Consider the following 24,653-nt stretch of genomic DNA (forward strand, 5'->3'; position numbering starts at 1 on the left):
TCGATCTCGCCGATGCGCTTGCCACCCTTGAACGCGGCATCGTCGACGTCGATCACGAACGGCTTTGGCCCGGTCATCTGCGCCAGCGCATCGGTGATGACACCGGCGAATTCCGGGTCGACCAGGATGATCTTGGCGCCGCCATGGTCGAGCTGGAAGGCGATGGAGGGCGGATCGAGGCGGACGTTGAGCGCGTTGAGCGCCGCGCCGACCATCGGCACCGAGAAGTGAAGCTCGTTCATGGCCGGAACGTTCGGGAGCATGGCCGCTACCGTATCACCTGCGCCAACACCGTGCCACCGGAGGTACGATGCAAACCGTTTGCAGCGCTCATGAACCTGCGCCCATGTGAAGCTGCGATCTCCGTAAATGGTGCTTGTGAGATCTGGATAGACGGCTGCTGTGCGCGATAGAAAGCTCAACGGCGTCAAAGGCAAGAAATTGGCCGGACACTTATCCAAACCCACGTCATAGGGATTGTGCTTTTCACTCACCAGTCGCTCCCTCCCTGGGCACCAGTCGATTACGCAGCCGCCTGATCGCAAATCAACAATCCATCTGATAGCAGCACGCCCGAGCCTGCAGAATCGGTCGACTGACGTATTGTCGGAGAATGACCCGCAGCGGAAGCTCTGCGACCAGCTGGTTACGAACCGCACGCCGTCCATCGCTTGGATACGAGCGAGCATGGTTGGATCAAGCAAAGGCGTTGCTGAGGTGGTTGGGTGTTGCAGACTGAGGCTGGTCTGCAATTCTCGGATTAGGCTTGCGCTAATTAGCGCCAAGAAGGAGGTAGATAATGGATACGGTCGTTGCTCCATCGTCCTGCAGCTGCTCGTCGGACGACCAACGTGCGGATGAAGTGAAGCATCCTCTTGATCCCCTGACCGCTGCCGAAATTCGAGCCGTCATTGAGATCGTTCGCAAAGATCCACAATATGGCGCCGACTTTCTCTTTGAGACGATCGAGCTTCTCGAACCGGCAAAGACCATCGTTCGTCGGTACAGGTCCGGAGAGCAGATCAACAGAACTGCACGCGTTAATCTGTTTCAAATCAGGCAGGACGGTATCTGGCGGCTAACCGTCTCGCTGACGGAGCAGAGGATCCTCACCTCCAGCTATCTCCCCTCGGCGAAGCCGATGATCCAGCTCGAGCAGTTCACGGCCATCGAAGATGCCGTCCGCGCGGCTCCCGAGTTCATTGCCGCCTGCAAGAAGCGCGGCATCAAGGACATGTCGCTCGTCTGCGTCGATCCGTGGTCGGCGGGAAATTTTGACATTCCGGGCGAGGACGGGCGCTATCTCGCCCACGTCTTCGCATGGGTGCGTCTACGACAGAACGACAATCTCTACGCGCACCCCATCGGCGGCCTGAACGCCGTGGTTGACATCAAGACCTACGAGATTATCCGCGTCGATGACCACGAGATCATCCCGCTTCCGAAGGCGGAGGTGAACTACGAGGCGGAATTCATCAAAAATCCGCGTACGCCCTATAAGCCGCTCAATATCGTTCAGCCCGAGGGGGTTTCGTTCAAGCTCGATGGGCATCGGCTGGAATGGGACCGGTGGTCCGTGCTTGTCGGTTTCAATTCACGCGAGGGCCTAACTCTGCATGATATCAGCTACGATGGACGGCCGATCGCGCACCGCGCGTCGCTGGTGGAAATGGTCGTCCCATACGGCACTACAGAGAAGGGGCATTTCCGGAAGAACGTCTTCGACATCGGCGAGTACGGCATAGGCAAGCTCGCCAATTCGCTGAAGCTCGGCTGCGATTGCCTCGGTGCCATAGCCTATCTCGATGCACATCTCGCAACGATGGACGGCAAAGTGGTCACCATCGAAAACGCGATCTGCATCCATGAGGAGGATGCCGGCCTGCTGTGGAAGCATTGGGACTTCCGCTCTAACAATGTTGAGTCGCGGCGTGCCCGAAGGCTGGTGGTGTCCTGCATCGCGACGGTCGCCAACTACGAATATGGGCTGTTCTGGTACTTCCACACGGACGGCTCGATCCAGTTCGAGCTGAAGGCCACTGGCATCATCAATACGGCCGCGTGCGAGCCGGGCCACCCCGGCAAATACGGCAAGGAAGTCGCCCCCGGCGTCGTCGGTCACATTCACCAGCACATTTTCTGCGCGCGCCTCGACATGAATATCGACGGTGACGAAAACAGTGTCGTCGAGCTCAACACGAAGGCCGATCCCTGGGGGCCGGATAATGCCTATGGCAACGGCTTCTACGAGGAGGAGACGGTTCTCAAGACCGAGCTCGGCGGGTGCCGCCAGGTGAACCCGGCGACGCATCGGGCCTGGAAGATTATCAACCCCAATCGCAAGAACTGGGTTGGAACGCCGACCGGGTACAAGCTCGAGGCCAGTCACCCCGTGACACCATTCATCCATCCGGAATCGCCGTCGGGCAGGCGATCGACTTTTGTCAGGAACCAGCTCTGGGTGACGGCCTTCGATCCGGAAGAGCGATATCCGGCTGGCGAACACATGAACCACTCGGATGGAACGGGAGGTGTCTCCGACTTTGTCAAGAAAAACCGGAATATCGAGAACACGGATATCGTGCTCTGGCACGTCTTCGGTCTTCACCACCAGGTCCGCCCTGAGGACTTTCCCGTTCAACCCTGCATCTTCACCGGATTCAAGCTGATGCCCAGCGGTTTCTTCGATCGCAATCCTGGCATCGATCTCGCGCCCGACACGAACGCCGCGAGTTGTCATGCGCAGGCCGCCGAGTAGGGCGCGGCTCGCCATCCGACCCGTCGCGTTCCAGTTCGTCCGACCGGCATCGAGGGCCGGTCGTGCCTCGTCCTTTGCAAGGACAGCGTGCTTCAGGCCGATTGCCTCCGCGATCGTCGCTTTGGCGATCTTTGCAAGCGCAGCCGCACGCGTCCTCCCCGCGTTGCTGGCCGTCACGATCCAGCAAGATCGGGGCTTCCAGCCCCCCGACGTGTCCTTGCCGATCACGCTCGGCATTGCAGTCTCCGCGAGTGCATCGCCGTTCGCGGCGTACAGCCTCGAACGCTGGGGCGTTCGAGCGCCGTTGATCGGCAGTCTGGCCCTCCTTGCGTTATCGCTTGCATCGACGACGCAGGCGGCGTCACCATGGCATCTCACTGTGGCCTGGGGGTTGGGTGTTGGTTTCAGTGGCTCTTTGAGCGCCGCCCTTCTCGGCGCGATGATCGGGAGTCGTGGCGGCGCGACGCATTGCGGGACACGCTACGGTCTCCTGGCGTCGATGCAGCCGCTGGGATCGGCGGCGGGACTGCTGCTGGCATCGCGCGCGGCCAACGCGCTGGATTGGTGCTTCGTGTTCCAGGCCGCTGCCGTTGGCGTGCTCGCCACGGCGATTGCCGTTGTCCTTGCCCCTATATCCGGTCGAGGAGCCTTGCTGCGAGAGCCCAGGTTCAAGCGGCATGGGGCATCGCGTTCAAAGGAGAAGAACTGGCGCTTCTGGGTTCTTGCCACGATCTTCTGCATCTGCGGCGCGTCGACATCCGGCTTGATCGATGGCCAACTCGGTATGATCTGCATGGGCACGGGCCTCGACCTCACATCGAGCGCCGATGTCATGGCGATTGTCGTGTTCGGCGGTGCGATAGGAAGTGTGGTGAGCGGGCATCTCGCGGACCGGTGCCCCGCGCGAACGGTGCTGGCGCTCTACTTCGTCGTCCGCGCGCTCCTCTTGCTCTGGCTTCCGTTCACCGGCTTCAGCTTGGTCGAATTGGCCCGGTTTGGCGCACTCTATGGTCTTGATGCGGCACTGACGTTCCCTGCACTGGTCAGGCTGATGTCCGGAAATCTAGGCACGCGCCACGTCGGCAGAGCGATGGGCTGGATGACGGTGATGCACCTGGCAGGAGGCGCTATCGCTTCGGCCGGGATCGGCGCCCTCGGCCCCGCAGCCTACGCGGTCGGATTCGCCGGCGTCGGCCTCGCCTGCCTCGTGGCCGCGGGTCTCGTGGTGCTTCTGAAGGATGCGCGTGCGCAAGGCGCGCCATCCAGCTGAAATGGCTGCGGCCGATCAATGGCCAGCGAAGTTCCGAGACCGTCGCGAGGGGGACTCCGCCAGCAGCAGTCCTTCGGACACCGCGAGCGCCGCGAGTCGCGTGCGCGAGTCGCAGCCCATCTTTGCGAGGATGTGCTCGATGTGTGTGGAGACCGTGCGTGGCGACACGAAGAGTTGCTCGGCGATGTTGGGATTTGACGCGCCGCTGGTCACGAGATGCAGGATCTGTATCTCGCGGAGGGAGAGATTGTACGGCCAGCGAATGCATTGTTCTGTGATCAGGAGGATGTTTCCGCGACAGGGCGTGATCGTAATCTGGTGACAGCGGCCTGCCTCGTCCGGCCAGACGAAGCGTTGAGCGCTGGGCGACTTCGCCTTCTCCAGCACGAGCCGGCGAAGCTCTCCACCTTCGCCGAGATACGGTCCTGGATTACGGTTGGGGAGGTGAAATGCAAACCCGTTCGGGGAGACTGCGATGGCATAGGCGCCGGGTGCCAGCTCATCGGCCAGCAACTGTGGCGTCCTGAGCTGATCGCAGATGTTCAGCAGAATCGGGCGGAAGCGCTCCGTCATCTCGCGGTGCTCGTCCTTGGCGTGCGCCTCCTTGGACCAGCTCATGTGGATGGCCCCAATGTAGCGGCCATCCGCGACGCGCAGACACATCGTCGAGCCTTCTCTGAAGCCATCCGGCATCAGGTATTCTTGAGCGGTGAATGTATCCGGCAAATAGAGATTCCAGTCCCGCTTGTAGTCCCGCCAGCGCAGCGAATGCGTGTCTTTCTCACGAGCGATCGCGTAGGCAGGGCAGGAGTTAGGGAATCCGTCGAGCACGTAGGACATCGTTCTGTCCGTGTACCCGTCGGCGGCAAGAGGGCGATGGGTTCGGGATATCGGGTCCATCGCGATCAGGGCGATCGCCTCGCTCCTAACGAACTCGCGTAAAAGGCGGGTCACCTGCGTGGCCTGATCGATGATTTGATCATTCAGGGCCGCCGCCGGTGTATCGAGCCGCACCGTCGCTGACATCATATGGTCGATCGCTGCCGATTTCACGGTGAGCCTCCAGCTCGTGAAAGATCTTGCCGACGGTTCGTGATCGAATCTTCTTTTTGGCCGCTAACGATCCGTTAGATCGGCGGCACTGCGTAGTGCTTCGCGTCCTCAGCAGAGCAAGGACCGCGCCAACCATTGCGAACTGCCACATGACGATGTGGCCATTCGCTCGGCTGATCTCGACCGTCCCGGATCGAGCCGAGACGGCGAGCTTAAAGCTGCAATTGCATGTTAGAGGCGGTTACTCCTTTAGTCAAAGCAGTGTCACACTCCACCTCATTCAGGGCCAACAATTCTGACGTAAGATGACTCTCAGCGCCGCCGTCTGATGAAAATCTGGGCGTGGCTTGCTGCGCAAGTCGTCACCCTGAGTTCGGTTCGCACCCGCAGCGTAGTCCTGGATCACACCGGAGCCCTCAAGGCCAGCTTCAAAATCGGTCAGCTGACGTATTGCTGAAAATCGGCAGAAAACCGAGGCTCTGATCCATGCGGTTCGGCCGAAACCACCATGTCAGTCCGTGGCGATACGGATCGAGACCGCTATCACCGGACGGTGCCTGACCGCATCGTCTTAGCCCTAACAGAAATCCGGCCTGGTCTCGGTCGCGATGCCGAGAACGCGCGCGCGATTGCAGGAGAGGTTGCTCGGATGGTTCTCAAACTCACCAGGCGTTCAGTGACCGCGGGCATCGGCGCCGCCATGGCCGCACCGTTCGTTGGACGGACGGCGCTTGCCGCCCAGCCGATCGTTCTCGGAGTTCCCTACTGCCAAACGGCCGCGGCGGGTGTCGCGGATCATCAGGACTTCCTGAACGGGACGACGCTCGCGACGGAGGAGATCAATGCCGCAGGCGGCATCCTCGGCAGACCGCTGAAGCTGTTCACAACGGATATGAACGTTCTGTCGCCGGAATCCTCCAAGCAGGCGCTGGCCGCCTGCGTTGATGCCAAGGTCGACGCGATCTCCTTTGCCTTCACGCTCGTCCCGCTGCCGGCGATGGACGCGACGGTGAAGTACAAATGTCCCTACATCAACGGCAACGCGCAACGCGCGGGCACCGCTGCCGTCAAGGAGCAGCCGGACAAATACAGCCACATCTTCCAGTTCTGTCCGTCCGAGGTGAACTACGGATGGAGCTATGCTCTCTGGCTCGAAGACCAGGAGCAGGGGGGCGCCTGGAAGCCAAAGAACCGCAAGGTTCATATCATTCAGGAGCAGATCGGTTACTGCCAAACGATATCGCGTGCGGCTCAGGAAGCGATCAAGCGGCGCGGCAAGTTCGAAGTCGCCCGTATTACCGATATCCAGTATCCCGTGCAGGACTGGGCACCGGTCATTCGCGAGATGAAGGAGGTCGATGCCGCCGCGATCATGGTGGACCATTGGGTGGCTGCTGAATACGCCGCGTTCTGCAAGCAGTTTGTGGCAAGCCCGGTGCGCGATTCGCTCGTCTATCTCCAGTACGGCCCCTCGCAGCCGGAATTCCTCGAGCTTGCCGGTTCGGCGGCGAACGGCTTCGTCTGGGGCACGACCATGGGCATCTACGGAGACGAAAGGGGGCTCGCCTACAGACAGAAGTACAAGAAGCGTTTCCCCGGCATTGCCGGGCTTGCCTATACCGGCATTGCCTACGATCAGACTTACTATCTCAAGAAGGCTTGGGAAGCGGTCGGCGATCCCCGGAAGTTCAGGGAGGTCTGCGACTGGATCCGCGCCAACCCGCAGCGCGGGGTCTGCGGCCACGTCGATATGGGCAACCCATATCAGGAAGCACTCCATTTCCCGGACAATGGCGGCGACGAATTGCAGGCACGTAAGCTCGAGGCCGGCGTCGCGCAGCTCTACGTCCAGATCCAGGGGGGCGAGCACAAGATCGTCTATCCCGGTCCGGTCTCGGAAACGAAGCTGATCTCTGCGCCGTGGTGGAGCTGATGCTCAGACAGATCTCCCGAAACGGTACGGCTGAACAGGACGGAAAGGCCGCCCTGTTCTCCTGCAGCGGCATCTCGCTCGATCTCGGCGGTCGCGAGATCCTCCGCGATATCAACCTGCATGTTGAGGCCGGGGAGGTGCTGGGCATCATCGGACCGAACGGCGCGGGCAAGACCAGTCTGTTTGAAATCCTGTCTGGCCGTATGCCGCCAAAGAGCGGCTCAGTGTGGTTCAAGGGCGAGAATGTTACGAGCTTGCCGTTGTATTCTCGCTCGCGGCTGGGGATCGGTCGCACGTTCCAGACGCCGGTCGTTCCTGACGAGCTGACCGTCGGCGAGACGTTCAAGGCGGCGCGTCAGGCTCATCGTCCGTTTCTCACGAGGTTCGATGCTGAATATGGCGCCGATCTCGTCGGTCTGAAGATCAGTGACGACACGCCGGCGACGCAGCTCGAGACCTTCAACCGGCGCAAATTGCTGCTGGCCTGCCTTCTGATGCGCCGACCCTCGTTGCTGCTGCTGGATGAGCCGGCGGCCGGCCTGATCAATTCGGAGGTCGACGAGATCGATACCCTGCTGCGGATCCTTGCCAAGGAAATGAACATTGCGATCCTCATCGTCGAGCACCGCATCGAGCTCCTCGGGACGATCGCCGACCGCATTCTGGTGATGGATGCCGGAGAGGTCATTTCCGAGGGACTGATGCACGACGTCATGGCGGATCCGAAGGTTCACGCGGCCTACTTCGAGGATTTCAGCGAAGAGGCCGATACATGAATATCTCCGTGAGCAACCATTTGCCGGGCGCTCCGGCGCGTCAGCCGCAGCGCGAGGTCCTGAACGTCAAGGGACTGTCCGCAGGCTATGGGCCGGTTCGCGTCATCCACGATCTCGACCTCGTCGTTCAGTGTGGGGAGCGGATCGGCATTGTCGGCTTGAACGGCCATGGCAAGTCGACCCTGTTCTATGCAATCGCCGGACTTACCGGCTGGCAGCGCGGTTCGATCAAGCTCAACGGCAGGGAGGTCGGCCGCACGCGAAGCCAAGGGCCGGGGCGCTACACCCACGAGATCGTGCGCGCAGGATTGGCGTTGATTCCTCAAGGCGACGAGATCTTCCATGGCCTGACCGTCGAGGAGCATCTCGATTCCGGGGCCTACACCGCGGCGGCCTGGCGCGATCGCGCTGCGCGCAAGCTCCGCATCCTGGAGATATTTCCACCGTTGCGGAAACTGATGGGCGTACCCGTGGGGCGCCTGTCGGGCGGCGAACGGCGGATGGTATCGATTGGCCGCGGCCTGATGACGGATGCGTCTCTCTTCCTCGTCGACGAGCCATCGCTCGGGCTGGCACCCAAGATCGGCAAGAGCGTGATCAACGCCCTGATGGCCGTCAAGCTCGGGAATGCCGCGATGATCATCGCGGAGCAGAACGTTGCGCTGCTCGAGGGACGGGTCGACCGCGTCATCGGCATGCATGTCGGAAAGCTCAAGGGTGAGGCCTCGGCGGCCCTCGCGTTGAACGTTTATCGAAAGGCGTAAAACGTGGATATCTGGTTCATCGTCAGCAACACCATCGTCCTTGCGTGCATTTACGGCACGCTTGCGATCGGAATTTCGATCACGTGGTCGAGCCTCGGCCTGCTCAACCTTGCTTACGGCTTCATATTTGCATTCGCGGGCTATGGCGGCTGGCTTTTTGCGCAGCATGTCTCCACATCGGGGCCTGCAGTGCTGGCCGCGGGTATCCTCGCAGGCGCGCTCGGGGGAGTGATCATCTGTGCGGTCGGGTTCATACCGATCCACGACAAACCAAACTTCACCATTCGGGGGCTGATTGCGACGCTGGCGATAAATCTGATCGGCACGCAATTCCTGCTCTGGTGGTTCGGCCCGCGATCGAAGAGTCTGCCGGAGATCTTCGGCAACTGGTCGGTGTCCTTGCCGGGCGTGGTCTTAACGGCGGACAAGGTCGGGAACGTGGTGACATCCGTCCTGATATTGGCGGTCGTTCTGAGGTGGATGCAGTCGAGTCGCCGTGGCCTCGAAATCCGCGCCATGATGATGAATCCTCATGCGGCATCCATCGTCGGCATCGGCGTTCGGCGAACATCGTTCTACGTCATGGGCATCACGGGCGGTTTGGCGGGCCTCGCGGCCGTTCTTCTCTCCCAGACGTACTATATCTCGCCGTTCGGCGGACTGATGCCGATGATCAAGGGCGTCAGCATTGCGCTTTGCGGCGGGCTCGGCAGCGTGCGCGGCGCCGTCATCGCCGCGATCGTGCTCGGCCTCAACGAGGCGCTGACGGGCATATCGATCGGCGGCCGCTACGTTCTCATTACCCAGTTCGTCGTGATTATCGTCATCCTCTTGGTCCGTCCGCGCGGCATCGCCGGGCTGCTCGACAAGGCGAGGGAGGCCTGAGCAATGTCAATTGATGGCGGCATCAAGTGGCGCAATCCGCTCTTTGTCTGGGGCGGCAAACGCGACGTCGAAGAGCTCCCGACCATTCCGTTCCACAGCCACCAGGAGGTCTGGCAAAGAACTCGTCGATCGGCGACGAAGCTGAATGCGGTCGGCCGTCTTCGCTACTATTACAAATGGCCAGGCCACGGCGGAACGATGTGGAATCGTCTTCGCTACTGGCCGACACGCCGCCGCGTGCTTCGCCTCCGCGGTGAGTATAACCCAAAGACCTTGCGCGCGGAGAAGACGATCGTCGACAAGCGGCCCATCTGGTGGATGTTGGGGCTTCTTGCGCTGGCGATCGCTCCCCTGTTCACGCCAGGCGATCTGCAGAACACGCTGCTGACGGCGGGAGCCACGTTCGGCATCTATGCTGCTATCAGTCTGTGTTGGATGCTCATCATGGGAACTGCGGGCGTCTTTTCGCTCGCCACCTATGCAGTCGTCGGGGCGGCAGCGTTCGTCACGGCATTGCTTGCCGTCAAGTTCGCATTGCCCTGGTGGTTGTTGCCGCCGCTCGGGGCTCTGGTGGGGCTGATCTTCGGTGGGATCATCGCGCTGCCGGCCACGCGGCTCGACGGATTCTACTATGCGCTTCTCACCCTTGGTCTCAACGAGCTCTGCCGGGTCTACTTCGTGACTTCGAAGGAGTTCGGGTCCGCGAATGGCGGCCTGTACGGTGCCACGACCTACATACCGGAAGACTGGTCGCAGCTGGGTCAATTGCTCTTGGCGTATTACGCCTGCTTCGGCCTGATGCTGCTGGCTTTGCTGCTTTACCGGTTCGTCAACGGCCGCCGGCTCGGGCGAATCCTGCGCATGGCGCCCGAAAAGCGCGAGGCTTTCGCCGAGGCGACAGGGGTCAACTTCCGCCAGGCGCGCGTCTGGGTGTTCCTCGTCTCGTCGGCGGCGCTGGGCTTCATCGGCGGATTCTACACCTCGAATTTCGGTGGCGTGGCGTTCTCGATCTTCAACTTCGACACCGTGCTGCTCGGCCTCGCCATGTTGGTCATCGGCGGCGTTGGACGTGCCGAAGGCGCGGTGGTCGGAACGCTCATCGTCGTGTTCTTCGACCAGGTGCTGAATACGTGGGGACCGGCCCGCTTCATGATCATCGGGCTCATCATGCTCCTGGTCGTGCTCTACCTGCGTAACGGGCTGTTCGGCATCAAGGCGCAGTTCCGTGCCTGGCGCGACAAGAAGAAGAGCGAGCGGCGATCGACGCGAGCGGAAAAGGGCGGCGAGATGCTACCCGAGGAAGCGACCGAAACCGAGGACAAGAGCGTCATCTATCAGCGGCGCCACGACAAGATGACCCGCGACCATCTCAAGACTCTGGTGTCTCCGGAGATCATCGAGGAGCATCGCCACTCCCTCAACGGGCAGCACAGTGAGGCGCTCGAACGGCTGCTGATCTACTTCCGCACCCGCCCCCAGGTGGAAAAGTACGCCATCATGGCCGTGGAACGCTTCGAAGGATATCGCATCGTCGCTCTATCCGGACATCGTGGCGTAGCGCCGCGTGTGGTGGAGGACCGAATCTACGCGACGCCGGATGAGGCCTGCCACGGCGTCTTCATGCGGCGCGTTCAGGATCTACTGGAGTCCTGATCGCGGAGGAAGCGTTCCGATCTGCGCGGCGGACGCTGGGCCTGTAAAGGAAGGAGTTGGCGGTGACACCGGTCAGACTTTTTGGTTACACGGACAGGATCTCGGTCAAGCCGGGCGAGACCATTCAGTTTCATGTCAGTGCCGAGGGGACGGATACCGCCGAGGCGCAACTGGTGCGCCTGATCCATGGTGATCAGAACCCAGCAGGACCAGGCTTCGTCGAGGAAGAGGTGGCGTGTACTTCGAACGGCAGGTGGCGGGTCGAGCCGCAGTTCACCCAGGTAGGATCGTTTCTCGAGGTCGATGATCCGGAGGGCCGGCTGGCATTTGCAAATAGCTTCACTCTGTTCGCCTTCGTTCACCCGACTTGGCCAGCATCCGGAAAGCGGCAGACCATAATTGGTCGATGGGCCGGCGATCAAAAGCAGGGCTACGGGATCGGCATCGACGAGAAAGGTTATCTGCAGTTCTGGATCGGACGCGGCGAAGAGGTCGAGCGCCTGACCGCTAACGTGCCGCTGCAGGTACAGATGTGGTATTTCGTGGCCGCGACCTTCGACGCCGAGACCCGGCGTGCGACCTTGCACCAGGTCGGTGTCGGCAACAGGTACAACGGCCTGCTAGGCAAGGTCGCCCTGGTGGACTACGAATCCCGCAAATCTGCGGTTTTCCGGAGCAAGCCCGGTAGTCTGGACTCAACTCCGTTTCTGATGGCAGGTTCGGCTAGCCGCAACGCGGAGAGGCGGGTCTGCGTGGCTGAGCTCTATTGGGGCAAGATCGACCGGTGCGGTGCATTTGATCAGGTCTTGCAGCCCGCCGAGCTCGACACGATCAGGAGCGGGCTCGTCCCTGCGATGGACAGCCTGGTCGCCTACTGGGATACGAGCGCCGGCTACACCGACCGCGGCATCGGTGACCTCGTGGTCGACGTCGGCCGGCACAAGCTGAATGCCCGAGGATACAATCGGCCCGTTCGCGGCCAGACCGGCTGGAACTGGGACGGCTTCACCGATTGTTTCCGTCTGGCTCCGCAAGAGTTCGGCGGGATCGAGTTTCATGCCGACGCGCTGACGGATTGCAATTGGAAGGCGACCATGGCCGTCGCCCTGCCGCACGGTCTCAAAAGTGGCTGTTATGCCATGAGGCTGCGATCTGGCTGGGGAAAGAGCGTCAGCGAGGAGCATGTCGTCTTCTTCGTGCGGCCGGGAAGGCCACGGGCGCGTATTGCATTCCTGTTTCCGACGCTCACCTACCTTGCCTTTGCGAACGAGCGCCTGAGCTTCGACCACCCGGAGCGCGAAGCTTTGACGGGACAGTCGGCTGTGTTGTCCGATATCGATATCGAGATGCATAGGCGAGACGATTTCGGGCTGTCGACATACGACATGCACGCCGATGGCAATGGCGTGTGCTACAGCTCCTATCACCGTCCGGTCATGAACATGCGGCCGAGGTACAGGATGCCGAGCCTCGATGTGGCTTCGGGATTGGCTGCGGACCTATCGATCATCGCATGGCTGGACCAGAGCGGCTTCGAGTACGAGGTCCTGACCGACGAGGACCTCCATCGCGACGGGTCGGAGGCGTTGTCGCCGTACGCATGCGTTATCAGCGGCTCGCGCCCGGAATATTACACCGAGCGAATGTTGGATGCGACCGAGGACTATATCGCCGGCGGCGGTCGTTACATCTATGCAGGCGGCAACGGGTTCAACGCCACGGCCGGCATTCGCGACGGCGAACCATGGATCATGGAGTGTCGACGTCGCGATGATGGGTACAAGCCGTGGGTGTCCCGCTACGGCGAGCACTACATGGCAACCGACGGGATGCGTGGTGGTCCCTGGAAGGTGCTCGGACGGGCGACCCAGAAGCTGGTCGGCATAGGCCTCAGCAGCTCTGGCGGTGGACGAAGCGAACCGTACCGGAGGATGCCGGACAGCTATCACCGCACCGTGTCCTGGATCACCAAAGGTGTCGATGGCGAGATCATCGGTGACGCCGGTCTTGCCAATGACGGCGCCGCGGGGCTGGCGCTCGACTATTATGACCGCGCTCTGGGCACGCCGCCGCACACCAAGATCATCGCCTCGTCAGGGGGCCACACGGACAGCTTTGTCGTGAACCAGCAGCTCGTCCTCTATTCCTACCTTGGGCTCTATGGGTCGTATGACTGGCGGGTTCATGCCGACATGACCTACTTCACGGCCCCCCATGGCGGCGCCGTGTTTGCATGTGGCTCGGTCGCATTCGCACAATCGCTGCCGATCAACAATTTCAGGAACAGCGCATCCCGCGTGCTGGCGAATGTCGTGGAGGCATTCGCCAGGGACGGCAGGTTGCCCGGGTTCGCCTGGGTCAATGAGGAAAAGCAGTGGGCTTGATGCATCGGTTGGGGGGAGCCGCGTCGGCACGTTCCGCGGCCGTGGGTCACGTCGAACATTTGCAGGTGGAGAGCTGAGGATGCTGCCTCTCGAATACGACAGGTCCGAGGACCGCGACATCATCGTCCGGGATCGTTTCGACGGCTTCCGCCGCGAGTTTCTGCGGACGCTGGTGAACCCCGAGGTCATCGAGGAGCACCGGCAATCGCCTTTGGGACAGCACAGCGAAATGCTCGAGAGACTGTTGATCTATTTTCGTCAACGCCCGCTCGAGCAAAGATATGCGGTCCGGGCCGTCGAGCCGTTCCGGCGGTATCAGGTCGTCAGGCTCTCAGGACGTCGGGGAGTCCCCCCGCGTTTGGTCGATGATGCCGTTTACACGTCGGCGAACGATGCCCGTCACGGCCTGTTCCTGCGCTGCATCCGCGATCTTCTCGAAACCTAGTGCAACACGCCTGCCGGGCAGGGCACCTGGTCCGGCTTTTCGATGGGAAACTCCGCACCATGGCGCAGATCAAGATATTCGGCTACGCAGATAAGATCTCGGTGAAGCCGGGCGACACCATACAATTTCATGTCAGTGCCGACGGCACGTCGACCGCTGAAGCCCATCTCGTGCGCCTGATTCATGGCGACGAGCATCCGCATGGTCCGGGATTCATCGAGGAAGAAATCGATTGCGTCGCCAACGGCACTTGGCAGGTCGAGAAGCAGTTCACGCAGGTCGGTGCCTTCCTCGAGGTGAGGGACCCCAATCGCAAGCTCGCGCTCGACGGCAGCATCACGCTCTGTGCATTCATCTGGCCGACCTGGCCCGATGTCGGGCATCGGCAATGCTTGCTGGGCCGCTGGGACAACGACAGGAATCACGGCTATGGCCTTGGCATCAATCCAAGCGGCAGGCTCGAGTTCTGGGTCGGCTGCGGAAACGAGATCGACTATCTCCAGGCTGAACTGCCCCTGCAGAAGCAGTCCTGGTATTTCGTCGCCGCCACATTCGATGCGCGAAGCGGTCGCGCCACGTTGTACCAGGAAGGGGTCGTGAACCGCTACAACAGCCTGCTCAGCAAAGTCGCGCCGGTCGAATACCGCTCTCATGCGTCGGAGATGTTTCGGTTCAGGCAGAACAACCTGCCTGATGCGCCGTTCCTCGTGGCGGGATCGCGCGACTGGCACGCGCTGCGCGGGCATTTCGTCTCGCAGCTGTACTGCGGCAAGATCGATCGTTGTGGTGTGTTCGATCGTCCTTTGGGTCGCGAGGAGCTCGATGCGATCCGCTCAGGCGGGCAGCCCCCATTGGACGGCATGGTCGCATATTGGGACCCCACGAAGGGGTATACCGATCGTGGGATCGGCGATGTCGTAGTCGACATCGGACCGAACCGGCTCGATGCGAAGGGCTACAACAGGCCGGTGCGTGCACAGACCGGCTACAACTGGAACGGCCGCAACGACTGCTTCCGGCTTGCCCCGGATCAATACGGTGGCATCGAGTTTCATGCCGACGCGATGATCGACAGCAATTGGAAGGCCACAAAGACGCTCGAGCTGCCCGAAACGCTGCGCAGCGGAGCCTACGCGATGAGAGTACGCGGCGGCGACGGCGAGGGCCTGGCCGAAGAGTACATCGTTTTCTTCGTTCGGCCCCGCATGCCTACAGCGCGAATTGCTCTGTTGTTTTCCACCGCGACCTACCTGGCCTATGCCAACGAGCGCTTCGCGACAGACGGCCAGATCGTGCAGCCAATGGCGGGCCAGCCGCCGACGATCTCCGAGGTCGATATTGAAATCTACGAAAATCCGGAGTTCGGTGCGGGCTGCTACGACACGCATGCGGATGGCGCTGGCGTCTGCTACACGAGCTACCGTCGCCCGATGGTGAACATGCGGCCGAAATACCGGATCGCCGCATTCGACTTGCCGTGGAATTTTCCGGCAGACCTCTCAATCCTGGCATGGCTGGAGCACAAGGGATACGACTACGACGTATTGACCGACGAAGATGTACATCTGGAGGGTGTCGCAGCGATGGCGCCCTACGCATGCATTTTGAATTCCACGCATCCGGAATATCATTCCGAGCGCATGCTCGACGCGCATGAGGATTACATCGCCGGCGGCGGGCGCTTTATCTGCATGGGCGCCAACAGCTTCTGCTGCAATGTGGCGTTTCGCGATGACGAACCGTGGATCATGGAGTGCCGCAAGACAGGTGGGCACTGGATTGCCTGGGCGGCGCGGCCGGGCGAATACTACCTCGCCACGACGGGTCAGATGGGTGGAATCTGGACCGGCTTTCAGCGCTGGGGGCAGAAGCTGGTCGGCAACACATTTGCCGGCGAGGGCTTCGCCCATAGCCAGCCTTATCGGCGGATGCCCGACAGCTATGATCCTGCGCTCGCTTGGATCACGGAGGGGATCGAAGGCGAGATCATAGGTGATTTCGGCCTGGGCAACGGCGGAGCGGCGGGCATTGAGATCGACTGCTACAAGCTGGGATTCGGCACGCCGCCCAACACCAAGATCATCGCATCCTCGGGAGGGCACCCCGACAACTACATCGCCCACGACGAGGAGGGAGCCCACGCCCACCAAGGATTCAGCGGGACGCACAACTACATCCTGCGGGCCGACATGGTATATTTCGAGGCGCTGAATAATGGCGCGGTGTTTGCAACCGGATCCATCGCGTTCGGAAGTGCCCTTCCTATCAACGGCTTCGAGAACAACGTCTCGCAGCTTCTGAGCAACGTGGTAGACGCGTTCGTCAGGCCGGGTCCGTTGCCCGGCTCGAACAGACCTAGGAAGAGCACAGCAGGGCTCGAACGAGTCGCCCCCTAGGAACGACCGGTATGATTGACTTGCACTATGCGCCGACCCCCAACGGCTGGAAGATCTCGATTCTGCTCGAGGAACTGGGGCTGCCATATACCGTCGTGCCGATCGATATTCGCGCTGGTGAACAGTTCACTCCCGAGTTTCTCGCCATCAGCCCGAACAATCGTATTCCAGCGATTGTTGATCGCGCGCCTGCCGACGATGGCGAGCCCATCTCCGTGTTCGAGACGGGTGCGATCATGATCTACCTGGCCGAGAAGACCGGACGATTTCTGCCAGTGGACGTGCGTGGTCGTACCCGGGTCTTACAATGGCTAATGTGGCAGATGGCCGGTCTTGGACCGATGCTCGGTCAGCACGGTCATTTCCGCCTCTATGCGCCGGAGAAGATCCCCTATGCGATCGATCGTTATCAGCGGGAGGCGACACGATTGTATGGTGTGCTTGACGCCCAATTGGGCAGGACCGGACGCTTCGTCGCCGGCAACGAATACACGATAGCCGACATCGCTTGTTTCCCGTGGACGATGACCCATAAGGCGCAAGGCTTCACACTCGACGACTATCCGAACGTCAAGCGCTGGTATGCGGAAGTCCGCGGGCGGCCGCAAGTCCAGGCCGGGCTTGCGGTCGGCAAATTTGTGAAGGAGCCGTTCTCTGACGAGGCAAGAAAAATCATGTTCGGCGCACCGAAGTCGTGACGGAAGGTTGTGCGACCTCCGGCGAGTGAAAATCAAAAGGCGGTTACGCCGCATTGGATGTCAGTCAAGAAGAGAGTGTATGATCGATGATAGAGTTCTTCTTCGACTGCTCAAGTCCATGGACTTATCTCGCTTTCCACAACATCCAGCGGCTGGCAAAGGAGTGTGGCGAGCCGCTGTCGTGGCGGCCAGTGCTGGCTGGCGGCATCTTCAATGCGGTTAACCCGAGCGTTTATGCCTCGCGCGAAAGTCCGATCGTGCCGAAAGCGCAGTACATGTTGAAGGATCTTGCAGACTGGGCGCGCTCAGCCGGGCTTGCGATCAAGATGCCACCGACGGTTTTTCCGGTGAACAGCGTAAAGGCGATGCGCGGCTGCATCTGGCTCGGAGGCGGGATGGTTCCGTTCGCTACCGCGGTGTTCGAGGCCTATTGGGGCGAGGATAAAGACATCTCCCAGGATGCGGTGCTGACGAACATCTGCAAGAAGGTAGACGTCGACCCTGAGGAGTTTTTTCGGGGGATCAGCGAAGAAGCGGTCAAGAACCAACTCCGGGCCAACACGGACGAGGTGATCGCTCGCGGCGGCTTCGGATCGCCGACAATGTTCGTTGACAAGACCGATATGTATTTTGGCAACGATCGCCTGCCGCTGGTCCGTGAGTTGCTGGAGCGCCGGATGGCACAGAGCCGTTCGGCCTGCAACAGTGCTCCCTGAGCCGGAGACCTGCGCAGCAGCCCTTGGTTTCGGTGATCCGCGGCGGTCAATGTTGCGCTCCATGTCGAGCGCCCAATCTCACCGTCCTTACGACGACGAAGGTCTCTGACATATTCTTACGGCGGACCTGGCCGCGCCAGTTTCCGGAAGGCCGCGCACACTCCCCAATTCGGTCGCTCGTATGTGCGCGCCCACACATGAGGTGGCGCAGGCCGGTCAATTCGTCGGCCCGTCGCCGCGAATGGCGAACGTCGTCGCCTTCAGCTTAGTCATGCCGAACCTGTCAAACAGCTTGTCGTAGGTGCCGTCGGCCCGGATCGCGGTCAGCGCATCTGCGGCGGCCTGTGCGAGCAGCTTGTCACGGAAAGCAAAGGTGATGTCGGTGCCGGCGATGTCGCGAACCCAGATCTTGGCAATGCCCTTCTGCTCCAGCGAGTTTGCGGTCTCGTTGATATTCAGCGCGGCCTCGAGCTGGCCAGCGCGCAGCGCTGCCGAGGTCGCGGTTACCGTGGTGAAGGTGCGCAGATCGATCGGCTTGAGACCCTTGGCCTCCATGGCCGTGCTGAATTCACGCGCCTTACGCTCGGTGTAAGTCGCCGATTCCACCCCGACCACGCGGCCGGCGAGATCCTCGAATTTCTCGAGCTTCAGGCTGGAGGAGGGGTCGGTGTAGATGCTGATCGCCTGCTGCGCGTAAGGCACGAGGTAGAGCATCTTCGAACGCTCCTCGGTCCAGAACAGGCCGGTGTTGATGGCGTCGAAGCGGCCCGAGCGCAGCGCCGGGATCATGGGCGGGAAGTCCATGCGCAGGAACACTGGCTCGACGCAGATGCGCTTGGCGATCTCGCGGGCGAGCTCGACGTTGAGGCCCTGCAACTCGCCCTTGTCGTCGACGAATTGTTGCGGCGGCAAGGTCGGGTTGATCGACATCTGCCATTTGGGCGCTTCGATCAGGCTCGACGCCGGCACTTTCGGCGTGCAGGTCTGGGCACCGACGGCCTGGGTCAGGCCGACCAGAAGGGCGAGGGCGGAGAAGGTTTCTGGAAGTCGCATCGAGGTACTCCTGTCAATCGTGGGTGGCAGTTGAGCCGTCTCCGGTCCGAGGCTTCGTCGTTGTCACGTGGCAGCCGGCACGCCGCGATCGGCTTGCCGGGTCAGGATCAGCGAGATGTGGCGCGCCGCAGTCACGACCTCGTCGCGCTGGTTGAGCAGGTCGAGCGCCTCCACGACGATTCCTCGTTCAGGATTTTTGGTCGGCCGCTTCTCGACGAAGCGGAAACGAACGCGCAGGCTGTCGCCGGCAACGATTGGCCCCTTGAATTTCACCTCGTCCCAGCCAAGCGAGGCCACCGAGGTCTCCTCGTACAGCCTCAGCTCCGACTTCAGCCCCTCCATCAGCGACAGGCCGAACAGGCCGTGGCCGATCACGGCAGGAAACCCGCGCGAACGCGCATAGGCGCCGTCGATATGGAGCGGGTGGTGATCGCGCGTGACGTCGGCGAAGACTGCGATGTCAGCCTCGGTCACGGTGTGCACGGCGGTCTCGAACTCCGCGCCGAGCGCGATGTCCTCGTAACGGAGATTGATCGGTGCGCTCGTGTCCATGGTGATCCTCAGGCGACCTTGCGCGGCCGCGCTGGCAGGGCGTTGAAGGCTTGCGCGATTCCCATCGGCCCGGAGCGGAAGATGCGCGGGTCCATGTCCTTCAATTGCGGGCTGATGCGCGGGCGAAAGCCCATATGAGCGAGGATGTCCTCCTCCAGGCGCACGCCCGGCGCGATCTCGGTCAACGTCACGTGGCCGTTCTCCAGCTCGAACACGGCGCGCTCGGTGACGTAGCTGACGTGCTGGCCGCGCTGCGCGGCGAACGAGGCGCTGAAGCTGATCTGGCCGACCTGCGGGACGAATTTGCGGAAGGCGCCGTCGCGCCGGATGGCGAGGCGGCCGTTCTCGACACCGATGTCGAACTTGCCGCCGGTCATGGTGCCGCTGAAGATCAGCCGCTTCGCATTCTGGGTGATGTCGATGAAGCCACCGGAGCCGTCGCGTCGCTCGCCGAAGCGGGTGACGTTGACGTTGCCGGCTTCATCCACCTCAGCGAAGGACAGGAAGGCGCAGGACAATCCGCCGCCGTCGTAGAAGTCGAACTGATAGGCCTGGTCGAGAATGACGCGCGGATTGATCGCGGTGCCGAATTCTCGCGCATGGCCGGGTACGCCACCGACCACGCCCGATTCCACCGTCAGCGTGATCAGATCCGAAATACCTTCCTCGGCCGCGACATTGGGGATCATGGCGGAGATGCCGACGCCGAGATTGACGACGTCGCGCGGCCGTAGCTCGAAGGCGGCGCGGCGCGCGATCACACGCCGCTCGGTGAGCGGATCGGGCGTGATCATCGCCACCGGGACGCGCGTCTCGCCGCAGCGCGCCGGATCGTAGACGGTGCCGTAGGTCTGCATCTGCTCGGGCTCGAGCACGACGTGGTCGATCAGGAAGCCGGGGATCTTCACCATCTGCGGATGAATCGAGCCGCGCTTCACGATGCGCTTGACCTGGCAGATCACGGTGCCGCCGGCATTGTGCACGGCCTGCGCGATCGAGAGATCCTCGCGCGTCGTGCCCTCGTGCTCCATGCTGATATAGCCGTCCTCATCGGCCGAGGTGCCGCGGATGATGGCGACGTTGGGCGGGGCGGGAACGCGGTAGAGCAGCCAGGACTGGCCGTGCAACTCGAGCAGGTCGACCAGCGCCGCGGTGGTGCGCTTGTTCATGCGTCCGCCGTCCTGGCGCGGGTCCATATAGGTGTTGAGGCCGACATGGGTGAGCACGCCCGGATGTTTCGCCGCCATGGCGCGGCAAAGTTGGCTCATCACGCCTTGCGGGAAATTGTAGGCGTCGATCAATTCGTCGCGGACGAGCCGCATGAACGGCACCTGAAGACCGAAATTGCCGCCGATCACCCGCGCGATCAGGCCTTCATGGGCGAGATGGCAGAGGCCCTTCTCGGTCACGGCGCCGACGCCGGTGATGTTGATCAGCGTGAGCCCATGCGGGCCCTGGCCGCCAAGGAAGCGCTGCTCCAGCGCGTCGAGGATCGCTTCGGCTGCCCCCGTGCCGCCATTGCCGCCGACAATTAACGTATCGGCGTCGCGGATCAAACTTGCGGCCTCTGCCGCGGTGATGATGCTTAGCATGAGCGCAGATGTCCTATCACGCGGCGTCCTTCTCGACCTGCCGCGCGATGATCAGCCGCTGGATCTGGTTGGTGCCTTCGTAGATCTGGGCGAGACGCACGTCGCGGAACAGCCGCTCGATGCGGTACTCGCGCGAATAGCCGTTGCCGCCGTGAATCTGCAGTGCGTTGGAGACGTGTTTCATCGCCATATCTGTCGTAAACAGTTTTGCCTGCGCCGCCTCCTTGGCGATCGGCTCGCCGACATCGTGCAAGCGGGCGGCGTGGTGGATCAGGAGACGCGCGGCGGCGATGTCGGTCGACATGTCGGCGAGCATGAACTGCACCGCCTGGAAGCCGATGATGGCCTGGCCGAACTGCTTGCGGTCCTTGGCATAAGCGGTGGCGTCCTCGAACGCGGCCTGTGCCATGCCAAGCGCCATCGAGGCCATCATCAGCCGGCTGAAGTTGAAATTGCTCATGGCCATTTTGAAGGCCTGGTTCTCCGGCCCCATCACGCTGTCCGAGGGTAGGCGCACATCGGAGAACGTGATCTGGCAATCGTCGAGGCCGTGCATGCCGAGCAGCTCCTCGTTCTTGCCGCGGGCGATGCCGGGCAGGGCGCCGTCGACGAGGAGGCAGGAGATGGAACGGTGGCCTGCCTCGCTGCCGGTGCGCGCGAACACCATGATGCGGTCAGCGACGCCGCCGAGCGTGACCCACGCCTTGGTGCCGTTGAGCCGCCAGCCATTGCCCTCGCGCACCGCGTTGGTGCGGATGCTAGCTACGTCGGAGCCGTGGTCGGGCTCTGAGACGGCGGTGGCGGGAATGATGTCGCCGCTCAGGATCTTCGGGATCAGCGCCTTGTGCGCCTCGGTGCCGTGATGGTCGAAGAACAGCACGGCCTCGACCGGAATCGCGAAGGCGTTGGCGACCGCACCGGAGCAGCGCGCCAGTTCCTCCATTGCGATGCAGGCCGCGACCGCATCGAGCCCGGCGCCGCCGGCGCCTTCACGCAGGCAGATGCCGAACAGGCCGAGATCGGCCATGCTTTTGTAGAGTGCGCGGTCGAAACGGTCCTCGCGGTCGATCGCAGCGGCGCGCGGCAGGATCTCCGCCTCTGCGAAGCGGCGGGCGGTGTCGCGGAGTGCTTTCTGGTCCTGGCTGTAGAAGCGGTCCATGGCGTGCTCCCGTCAGTCGCTGGCGAGTTTGGAATCGTGGGACACTTCGCTGCGGTCTCGGTCGATGAAATAGACCGCGACGTCGTCGCCGGGCACGCCATAGGCGCTGGACACGGCGCGGGTCAGCGCGATGGCGGCGGCGCGCCGCTCGGCCTCGCTGCGGCGGAAGGCGTGGACCTTGAGCAAGATGCGCTGGCCGGTGGCGGGAGCGCCGAACGTGCCGGCATGAGCGTAGTCGTCGGGCGCAATGTTCAGGAAATAGAGCGTGACCGTATCCGCGGTGACGCCGAACGCCGACATCAGGCCGTCCGTCACCGACCGCGCCAGCGCGGCCTTGCGCTGGTTTGGAACTTTCTGGGCGAGTACTTCGACATAGGGCATCGGTCAGGCCTTCGCGGATTTGGCCGCAGACGGTTTGGATGAAGAGGATTTGGACTTGCCGGATTTAGCTGGGGCGGGGGCGTCGATCTGGCGGCAGGAATCGCGCTTGATCAGTCGGGCGCCGACGCGATATTCGCGCACCCCGTCATTGCCGTTGCCCTTGACGTCCATGCGATGCAGCAGCCGGTCGACGGCGAGATTGGCAAGATCCCGCGCGCCGTTGTCGACAATGCTGATCGCCGGGCGATGCCATTCGAACCACGGCATGTCTTCATAACAGAGCAGCGAGAGATCGTCGGGAATAGCGATGTTTCGCTCCGCCGTCACCCGCAGCACGCCGAGCGTTGCCTCATGATTGGCAACGAAGATCGCGCTCGGCGGCCGGGGGAGATCGAGCAGCTTGCGGGCGTAGGTCGCGCCAGTCTCCGGGACGTAGTGGCCGGCATGAATCAATGTGTCGTCCCTGGCGATGCCGGCCTCACGCAGGGCGCGGACATAGCCGGACAATCGTTCGCGGCCCGACGTCGTGTCCTGGCGGCCGACGATCAGCCCGATCCGCTTGTGCCCGAGCTCGATCAGGTGGCGCGTGCCCAGATAGGCGCCTTGCGGATCGTCGGCGAGCACGGTCTCGAGATCGGTCGCGTCGTCGCGCCGCACCAGGCAGACGATGGGCACGTCCTTGGAGAGCGTCTTGAGCTGCGCGCCGTTCTTGCCCGTGGGCACCACGATCAGCCCGTCGATGCGGTGATCGACCAGCGTGGTGAGGGTGTCGCTCTCGGCTTGCGGATCGTCGCCGCCGATGCACAGAAGCATCTGGTAACCCAGCGCCTTCAGGCGTGCCTGCACCACTTCGGCCATCACCTGGAACGAGGCGTTGGTGAGATTGTGCACCAGCAGCGCCACGAGCCGCGACTGTCCGGTCTTGAGGCCGCGCGCAATCGGGTTCGGCCGGTAGCCGAGCTCGCGCGCGATGCGCGCCAGACGCTGCTGCGTGCGTTCGCTGGTCAGGCCGGTTCCCGTCAGCGCTCGGGAAGCAGTGCTGACCGAAACGCGGGCCGCCAGTGCCACATCTTTGAGCGTGACGCTCATCAAACCTGCCGATAGACTGCAAACGATTGCAGAAACGCTATGAGCTTATTCCTCGCGGATCAAGCTCAAAAAATGGATGGTGTTGCCCAATGCAGAGCCAGTTATGCAAACGATTGCATAAATCGTGCGGATATTCAGCAGGCGGCGCCTATCCTCCGAATCCACCTGAGCACCCGGCAGCTCCCTGATGAAGACGTTCCGCGGCACCTACACCGTTATGATCACGCCGTTCACCGCAGCGGGCGAGGTCGACGTGACGGCACTGCGCGCCTTCGTCGACTGGCAGATTGCGGCGGGCATTCATGGGTTGATCCCGCTCGGCTCGACCGGCGAGTTCCTGTCCATGGACGATGACGAGAAGATGCTGGTTGCGGAGGTCGTCATCCGCCAAGCCGCAGGCCGGGTGCCGGTGCTGATCGGCACCGGGGCAGAAGATACGCGCGAAGTGGTGCGCCTCAGCCGCCGTGCCGAAAAACTGGGCGCCGACGGCGTGATGATCATTCCGCCGTTCTATTCGACGCCGACCGACGACGAGCTCGTGCACCACTACAAGACGGTGGCGGATGCGATCTCGCTGCCGATCATGGTCTACAACAATCCGGCGACCGCCAATGTCGATCTCAAGCCGCAGCTGGTGGCGCGCATCGCCGAGATCGACAACTGTCTCTATATCAAGGAGTCGACGCTGGAGGTAACGCGCGTGCGCGACATCATCCGCCTCTGCGGTGACAGGATGACCGTGTTCGGCGGCATCCTCGGCTTCGAATCCTTCGTCGAGGGCGCGCAGGGCTGGGTGGCGGTGGCCTCCAACGTGGTCCCGACGGAAATGGCCCGCATCTTCAGCCTCGTCGCCGACCACGGCGCGATTAAGGAAGCGCACGAGCTCTATCTCAGATACCTGCCGGTAATCGAATTCGTCGGCGGCCAGGCCTACGTCGCCGGCAGCAAGGCGCTGCTCAACCACATGGGTTTTGCAGCCGGCTACCCGCGCCCGCCGCGTCTGCCGCTGCCGGCAGCACAGGATGCGGCCGCGCGCGCCCTGGTCAAGACGTTCGATCTCGCGTGGCGCGGCGCGCCGGTTGCGGCTGCTTGAATG

At 62.2% G+C, this 24,653-nt stretch carries 21 protein-coding genes; 13 read left to right on the plus strand and 8 right to left on the minus strand.

Going from position 1 to position 24,653, the window contains the following annotated elements; genetic code table 11:
* Positions 1-494 (minus strand): AMP-binding protein (locus XH98_RS32865; protein ID WP_271621227.1); only part of this gene is annotated, 494 nt, incomplete at its 3' end.
* A gap of 305 nt (positions 495-799) precedes the next feature.
* Between XH98_RS32865 and XH98_RS32870 the strand changes: the two genes are divergently transcribed.
* Together XH98_RS32870 and XH98_RS32875 are read left to right on the plus strand one after the other, a co-directional pair.
* Entirely contained in the window at positions 800-2,758 is a 1,959-nt protein-coding gene (locus XH98_RS32870; RefSeq protein WP_271603313.1) for a primary-amine oxidase, read from the plus strand.
* A gap of 121 nt (positions 2,759-2,879) precedes the next feature.
* Positions 2,880-4,028 carry an MFS transporter gene (locus tag XH98_RS32875; protein WP_271603312.1) on the plus strand — a complete coding sequence of 383 codons (1,149 nt, stop codon included), beginning with the start codon at positions 2,880-2,882 and terminating at the stop codon, positions 4,026-4,028.
* A 15-nt stretch (positions 4,029-4,043) separates the two neighbouring features.
* Here the strand turns inward: XH98_RS32875 and XH98_RS32880 are convergent, their stop codons facing one another.
* Complete coding sequence (locus XH98_RS32880; RefSeq protein ID WP_271603311.1) at positions 4,044-5,081, minus strand: response regulator transcription factor; 1,038 nt, start codon at positions 5,079-5,081, stop codon at positions 4,044-4,046.
* Between the two features lie 649 nt (positions 5,082-5,730).
* On the opposite strand from XH98_RS32880, the gene XH98_RS32885 reads away from it, so the two are divergent.
* The 10 genes from XH98_RS32885 (at position 5,731) to XH98_RS32930 (ending at position 17,731) form a co-directional block, all read left to right on the plus strand.
* Positions 5,731-7,014 (plus strand): ABC transporter substrate-binding protein, encoded by a 1,284-nt coding sequence (locus tag XH98_RS32885; protein ID WP_271621064.1) that lies wholly within the window; start codon positions 5,731-5,733, stop codon positions 7,012-7,014.
* Positions 7,002-7,790 (plus strand): ABC transporter ATP-binding protein, encoded by a 789-nt coding sequence (locus XH98_RS32890; RefSeq protein WP_271603309.1) that lies wholly within the window; start codon positions 7,002-7,004, stop codon positions 7,788-7,790. The genes XH98_RS32885 and XH98_RS32890 overlap by 13 nt, the downstream gene beginning before the upstream one ends.
* Entirely contained in the window at positions 7,787-8,554 is a 768-nt protein-coding gene (locus XH98_RS32895) for an ABC transporter ATP-binding protein (RefSeq protein WP_220001781.1), read from the plus strand. The genes XH98_RS32890 and XH98_RS32895 overlap by 4 nt, the downstream gene beginning before the upstream one ends.
* A 3-nt stretch (positions 8,555-8,557) precedes the next feature.
* Entirely contained in the window at positions 8,558-9,439 is an 882-nt protein-coding gene (locus XH98_RS32900) for a branched-chain amino acid ABC transporter permease (protein WP_271621065.1), read from the plus strand.
* A gap of 3 nt (positions 9,440-9,442) precedes the next feature.
* Positions 9,443-11,092, plus strand: a complete 1,650-nt coding sequence (locus XH98_RS32905) for a branched-chain amino acid ABC transporter permease (protein ID WP_271621066.1) — start codon at positions 9,443-9,445, stop codon at positions 11,090-11,092.
* 62 nt (positions 11,093-11,154) lie between these two features.
* Positions 11,155-13,476 carry a N,N-dimethylformamidase beta subunit family domain-containing protein gene (locus XH98_RS32910; RefSeq protein WP_271621228.1) on the plus strand — a complete coding sequence of 774 codons (2,322 nt, stop codon included), beginning with the start codon at positions 11,155-11,157 and terminating at the stop codon, positions 13,474-13,476.
* 79 nt (positions 13,477-13,555) lie between these two features.
* Positions 13,556-13,921 (plus strand): hypothetical protein, encoded by a 366-nt coding sequence (locus XH98_RS32915; protein ID WP_271603305.1) that lies wholly within the window; start codon positions 13,556-13,558, stop codon positions 13,919-13,921.
* Between the two features lie 59 nt (positions 13,922-13,980).
* Positions 13,981-16,317 carry a N,N-dimethylformamidase beta subunit family domain-containing protein gene (locus XH98_RS32920; RefSeq protein ID WP_271621067.1) on the plus strand — a complete coding sequence of 779 codons (2,337 nt, stop codon included), beginning with the start codon at positions 13,981-13,983 and terminating at the stop codon, positions 16,315-16,317.
* An 11-nt stretch (positions 16,318-16,328) separates the two neighbouring features.
* Positions 16,329-17,015 (plus strand): glutathione binding-like protein, encoded by a 687-nt coding sequence (locus XH98_RS32925; protein ID WP_271621068.1) that lies wholly within the window; start codon positions 16,329-16,331, stop codon positions 17,013-17,015.
* Between the two features lie 86 nt (positions 17,016-17,101).
* Positions 17,102-17,731, plus strand: a complete 630-nt coding sequence (locus XH98_RS32930; RefSeq protein WP_271621069.1) for a 2-hydroxychromene-2-carboxylate isomerase — start codon at positions 17,102-17,104, stop codon at positions 17,729-17,731.
* A gap of 216 nt (positions 17,732-17,947) precedes the next feature.
* On the opposite strand, the gene XH98_RS32935 is transcribed toward XH98_RS32930, so the two are convergent.
* From XH98_RS32935 to XH98_RS32960, 6 genes are all read right to left on the minus strand, one after another.
* The gene (locus XH98_RS32935) at positions 17,948-18,784 is read right to left on the minus strand and encodes a transporter substrate-binding domain-containing protein (RefSeq protein WP_271621070.1); all 837 of its coding nucleotides are present in this window, start codon (positions 18,782-18,784) and stop codon (positions 17,948-17,950) included.
* 63 nt (positions 18,785-18,847) lie between these two features.
* Positions 18,848-19,336: a MaoC family dehydratase gene (locus XH98_RS32940; protein ID WP_271603300.1), complete on the minus strand. Its 489-nt coding sequence runs from the start codon at positions 19,334-19,336 to the stop codon at positions 18,848-18,850.
* Positions 19,337-19,344: 8 nt separating this feature from the next.
* Positions 19,345-20,928, minus strand: a complete 1,584-nt coding sequence (locus XH98_RS32945) for an acyl CoA:acetate/3-ketoacid CoA transferase (protein WP_271621071.1) — start codon at positions 20,926-20,928, stop codon at positions 19,345-19,347.
* 16 nt (positions 20,929-20,944) lie between these two features.
* The gene (locus XH98_RS32950; protein WP_271621072.1) at positions 20,945-22,087 is read right to left on the minus strand and encodes an acyl-CoA dehydrogenase family protein; all 1,143 of its coding nucleotides are present in this window, start codon (positions 22,085-22,087) and stop codon (positions 20,945-20,947) included.
* A gap of 12 nt (positions 22,088-22,099) precedes the next feature.
* Positions 22,100-22,468 carry a tautomerase family protein gene (locus XH98_RS32955; RefSeq protein ID WP_271603297.1) on the minus strand — a complete coding sequence of 123 codons (369 nt, stop codon included), beginning with the start codon at positions 22,466-22,468 and terminating at the stop codon, positions 22,100-22,102.
* Between the two features lie 3 nt (positions 22,469-22,471).
* A complete protein-coding gene (locus XH98_RS32960) occupies positions 22,472-23,557 on the minus strand; it encodes a LacI family DNA-binding transcriptional regulator (RefSeq protein WP_271621073.1) in 1,086 nt (361 codons plus the stop codon).
* A gap of 184 nt (positions 23,558-23,741) precedes the next feature.
* Between XH98_RS32960 and dapA the strand changes: the two genes are divergently transcribed.
* Positions 23,742-24,650, plus strand: coding sequence for a 4-hydroxy-tetrahydrodipicolinate synthase (dapA, locus tag XH98_RS32965; RefSeq protein ID WP_271603335.1), 909 nt, complete (start codon positions 23,742-23,744; stop codon positions 24,648-24,650).
* The last annotated feature ends 3 nt before the right edge of the window (positions 24,651-24,653 follow it).

The sequence above is a fragment of the Bradyrhizobium sp. CCBAU 51745 genome, assembly GCF_028128715.1.
In the GTDB taxonomy this organism is placed as follows: domain Bacteria; phylum Pseudomonadota; class Alphaproteobacteria; order Rhizobiales; family Xanthobacteraceae; genus Bradyrhizobium; species Bradyrhizobium manausense.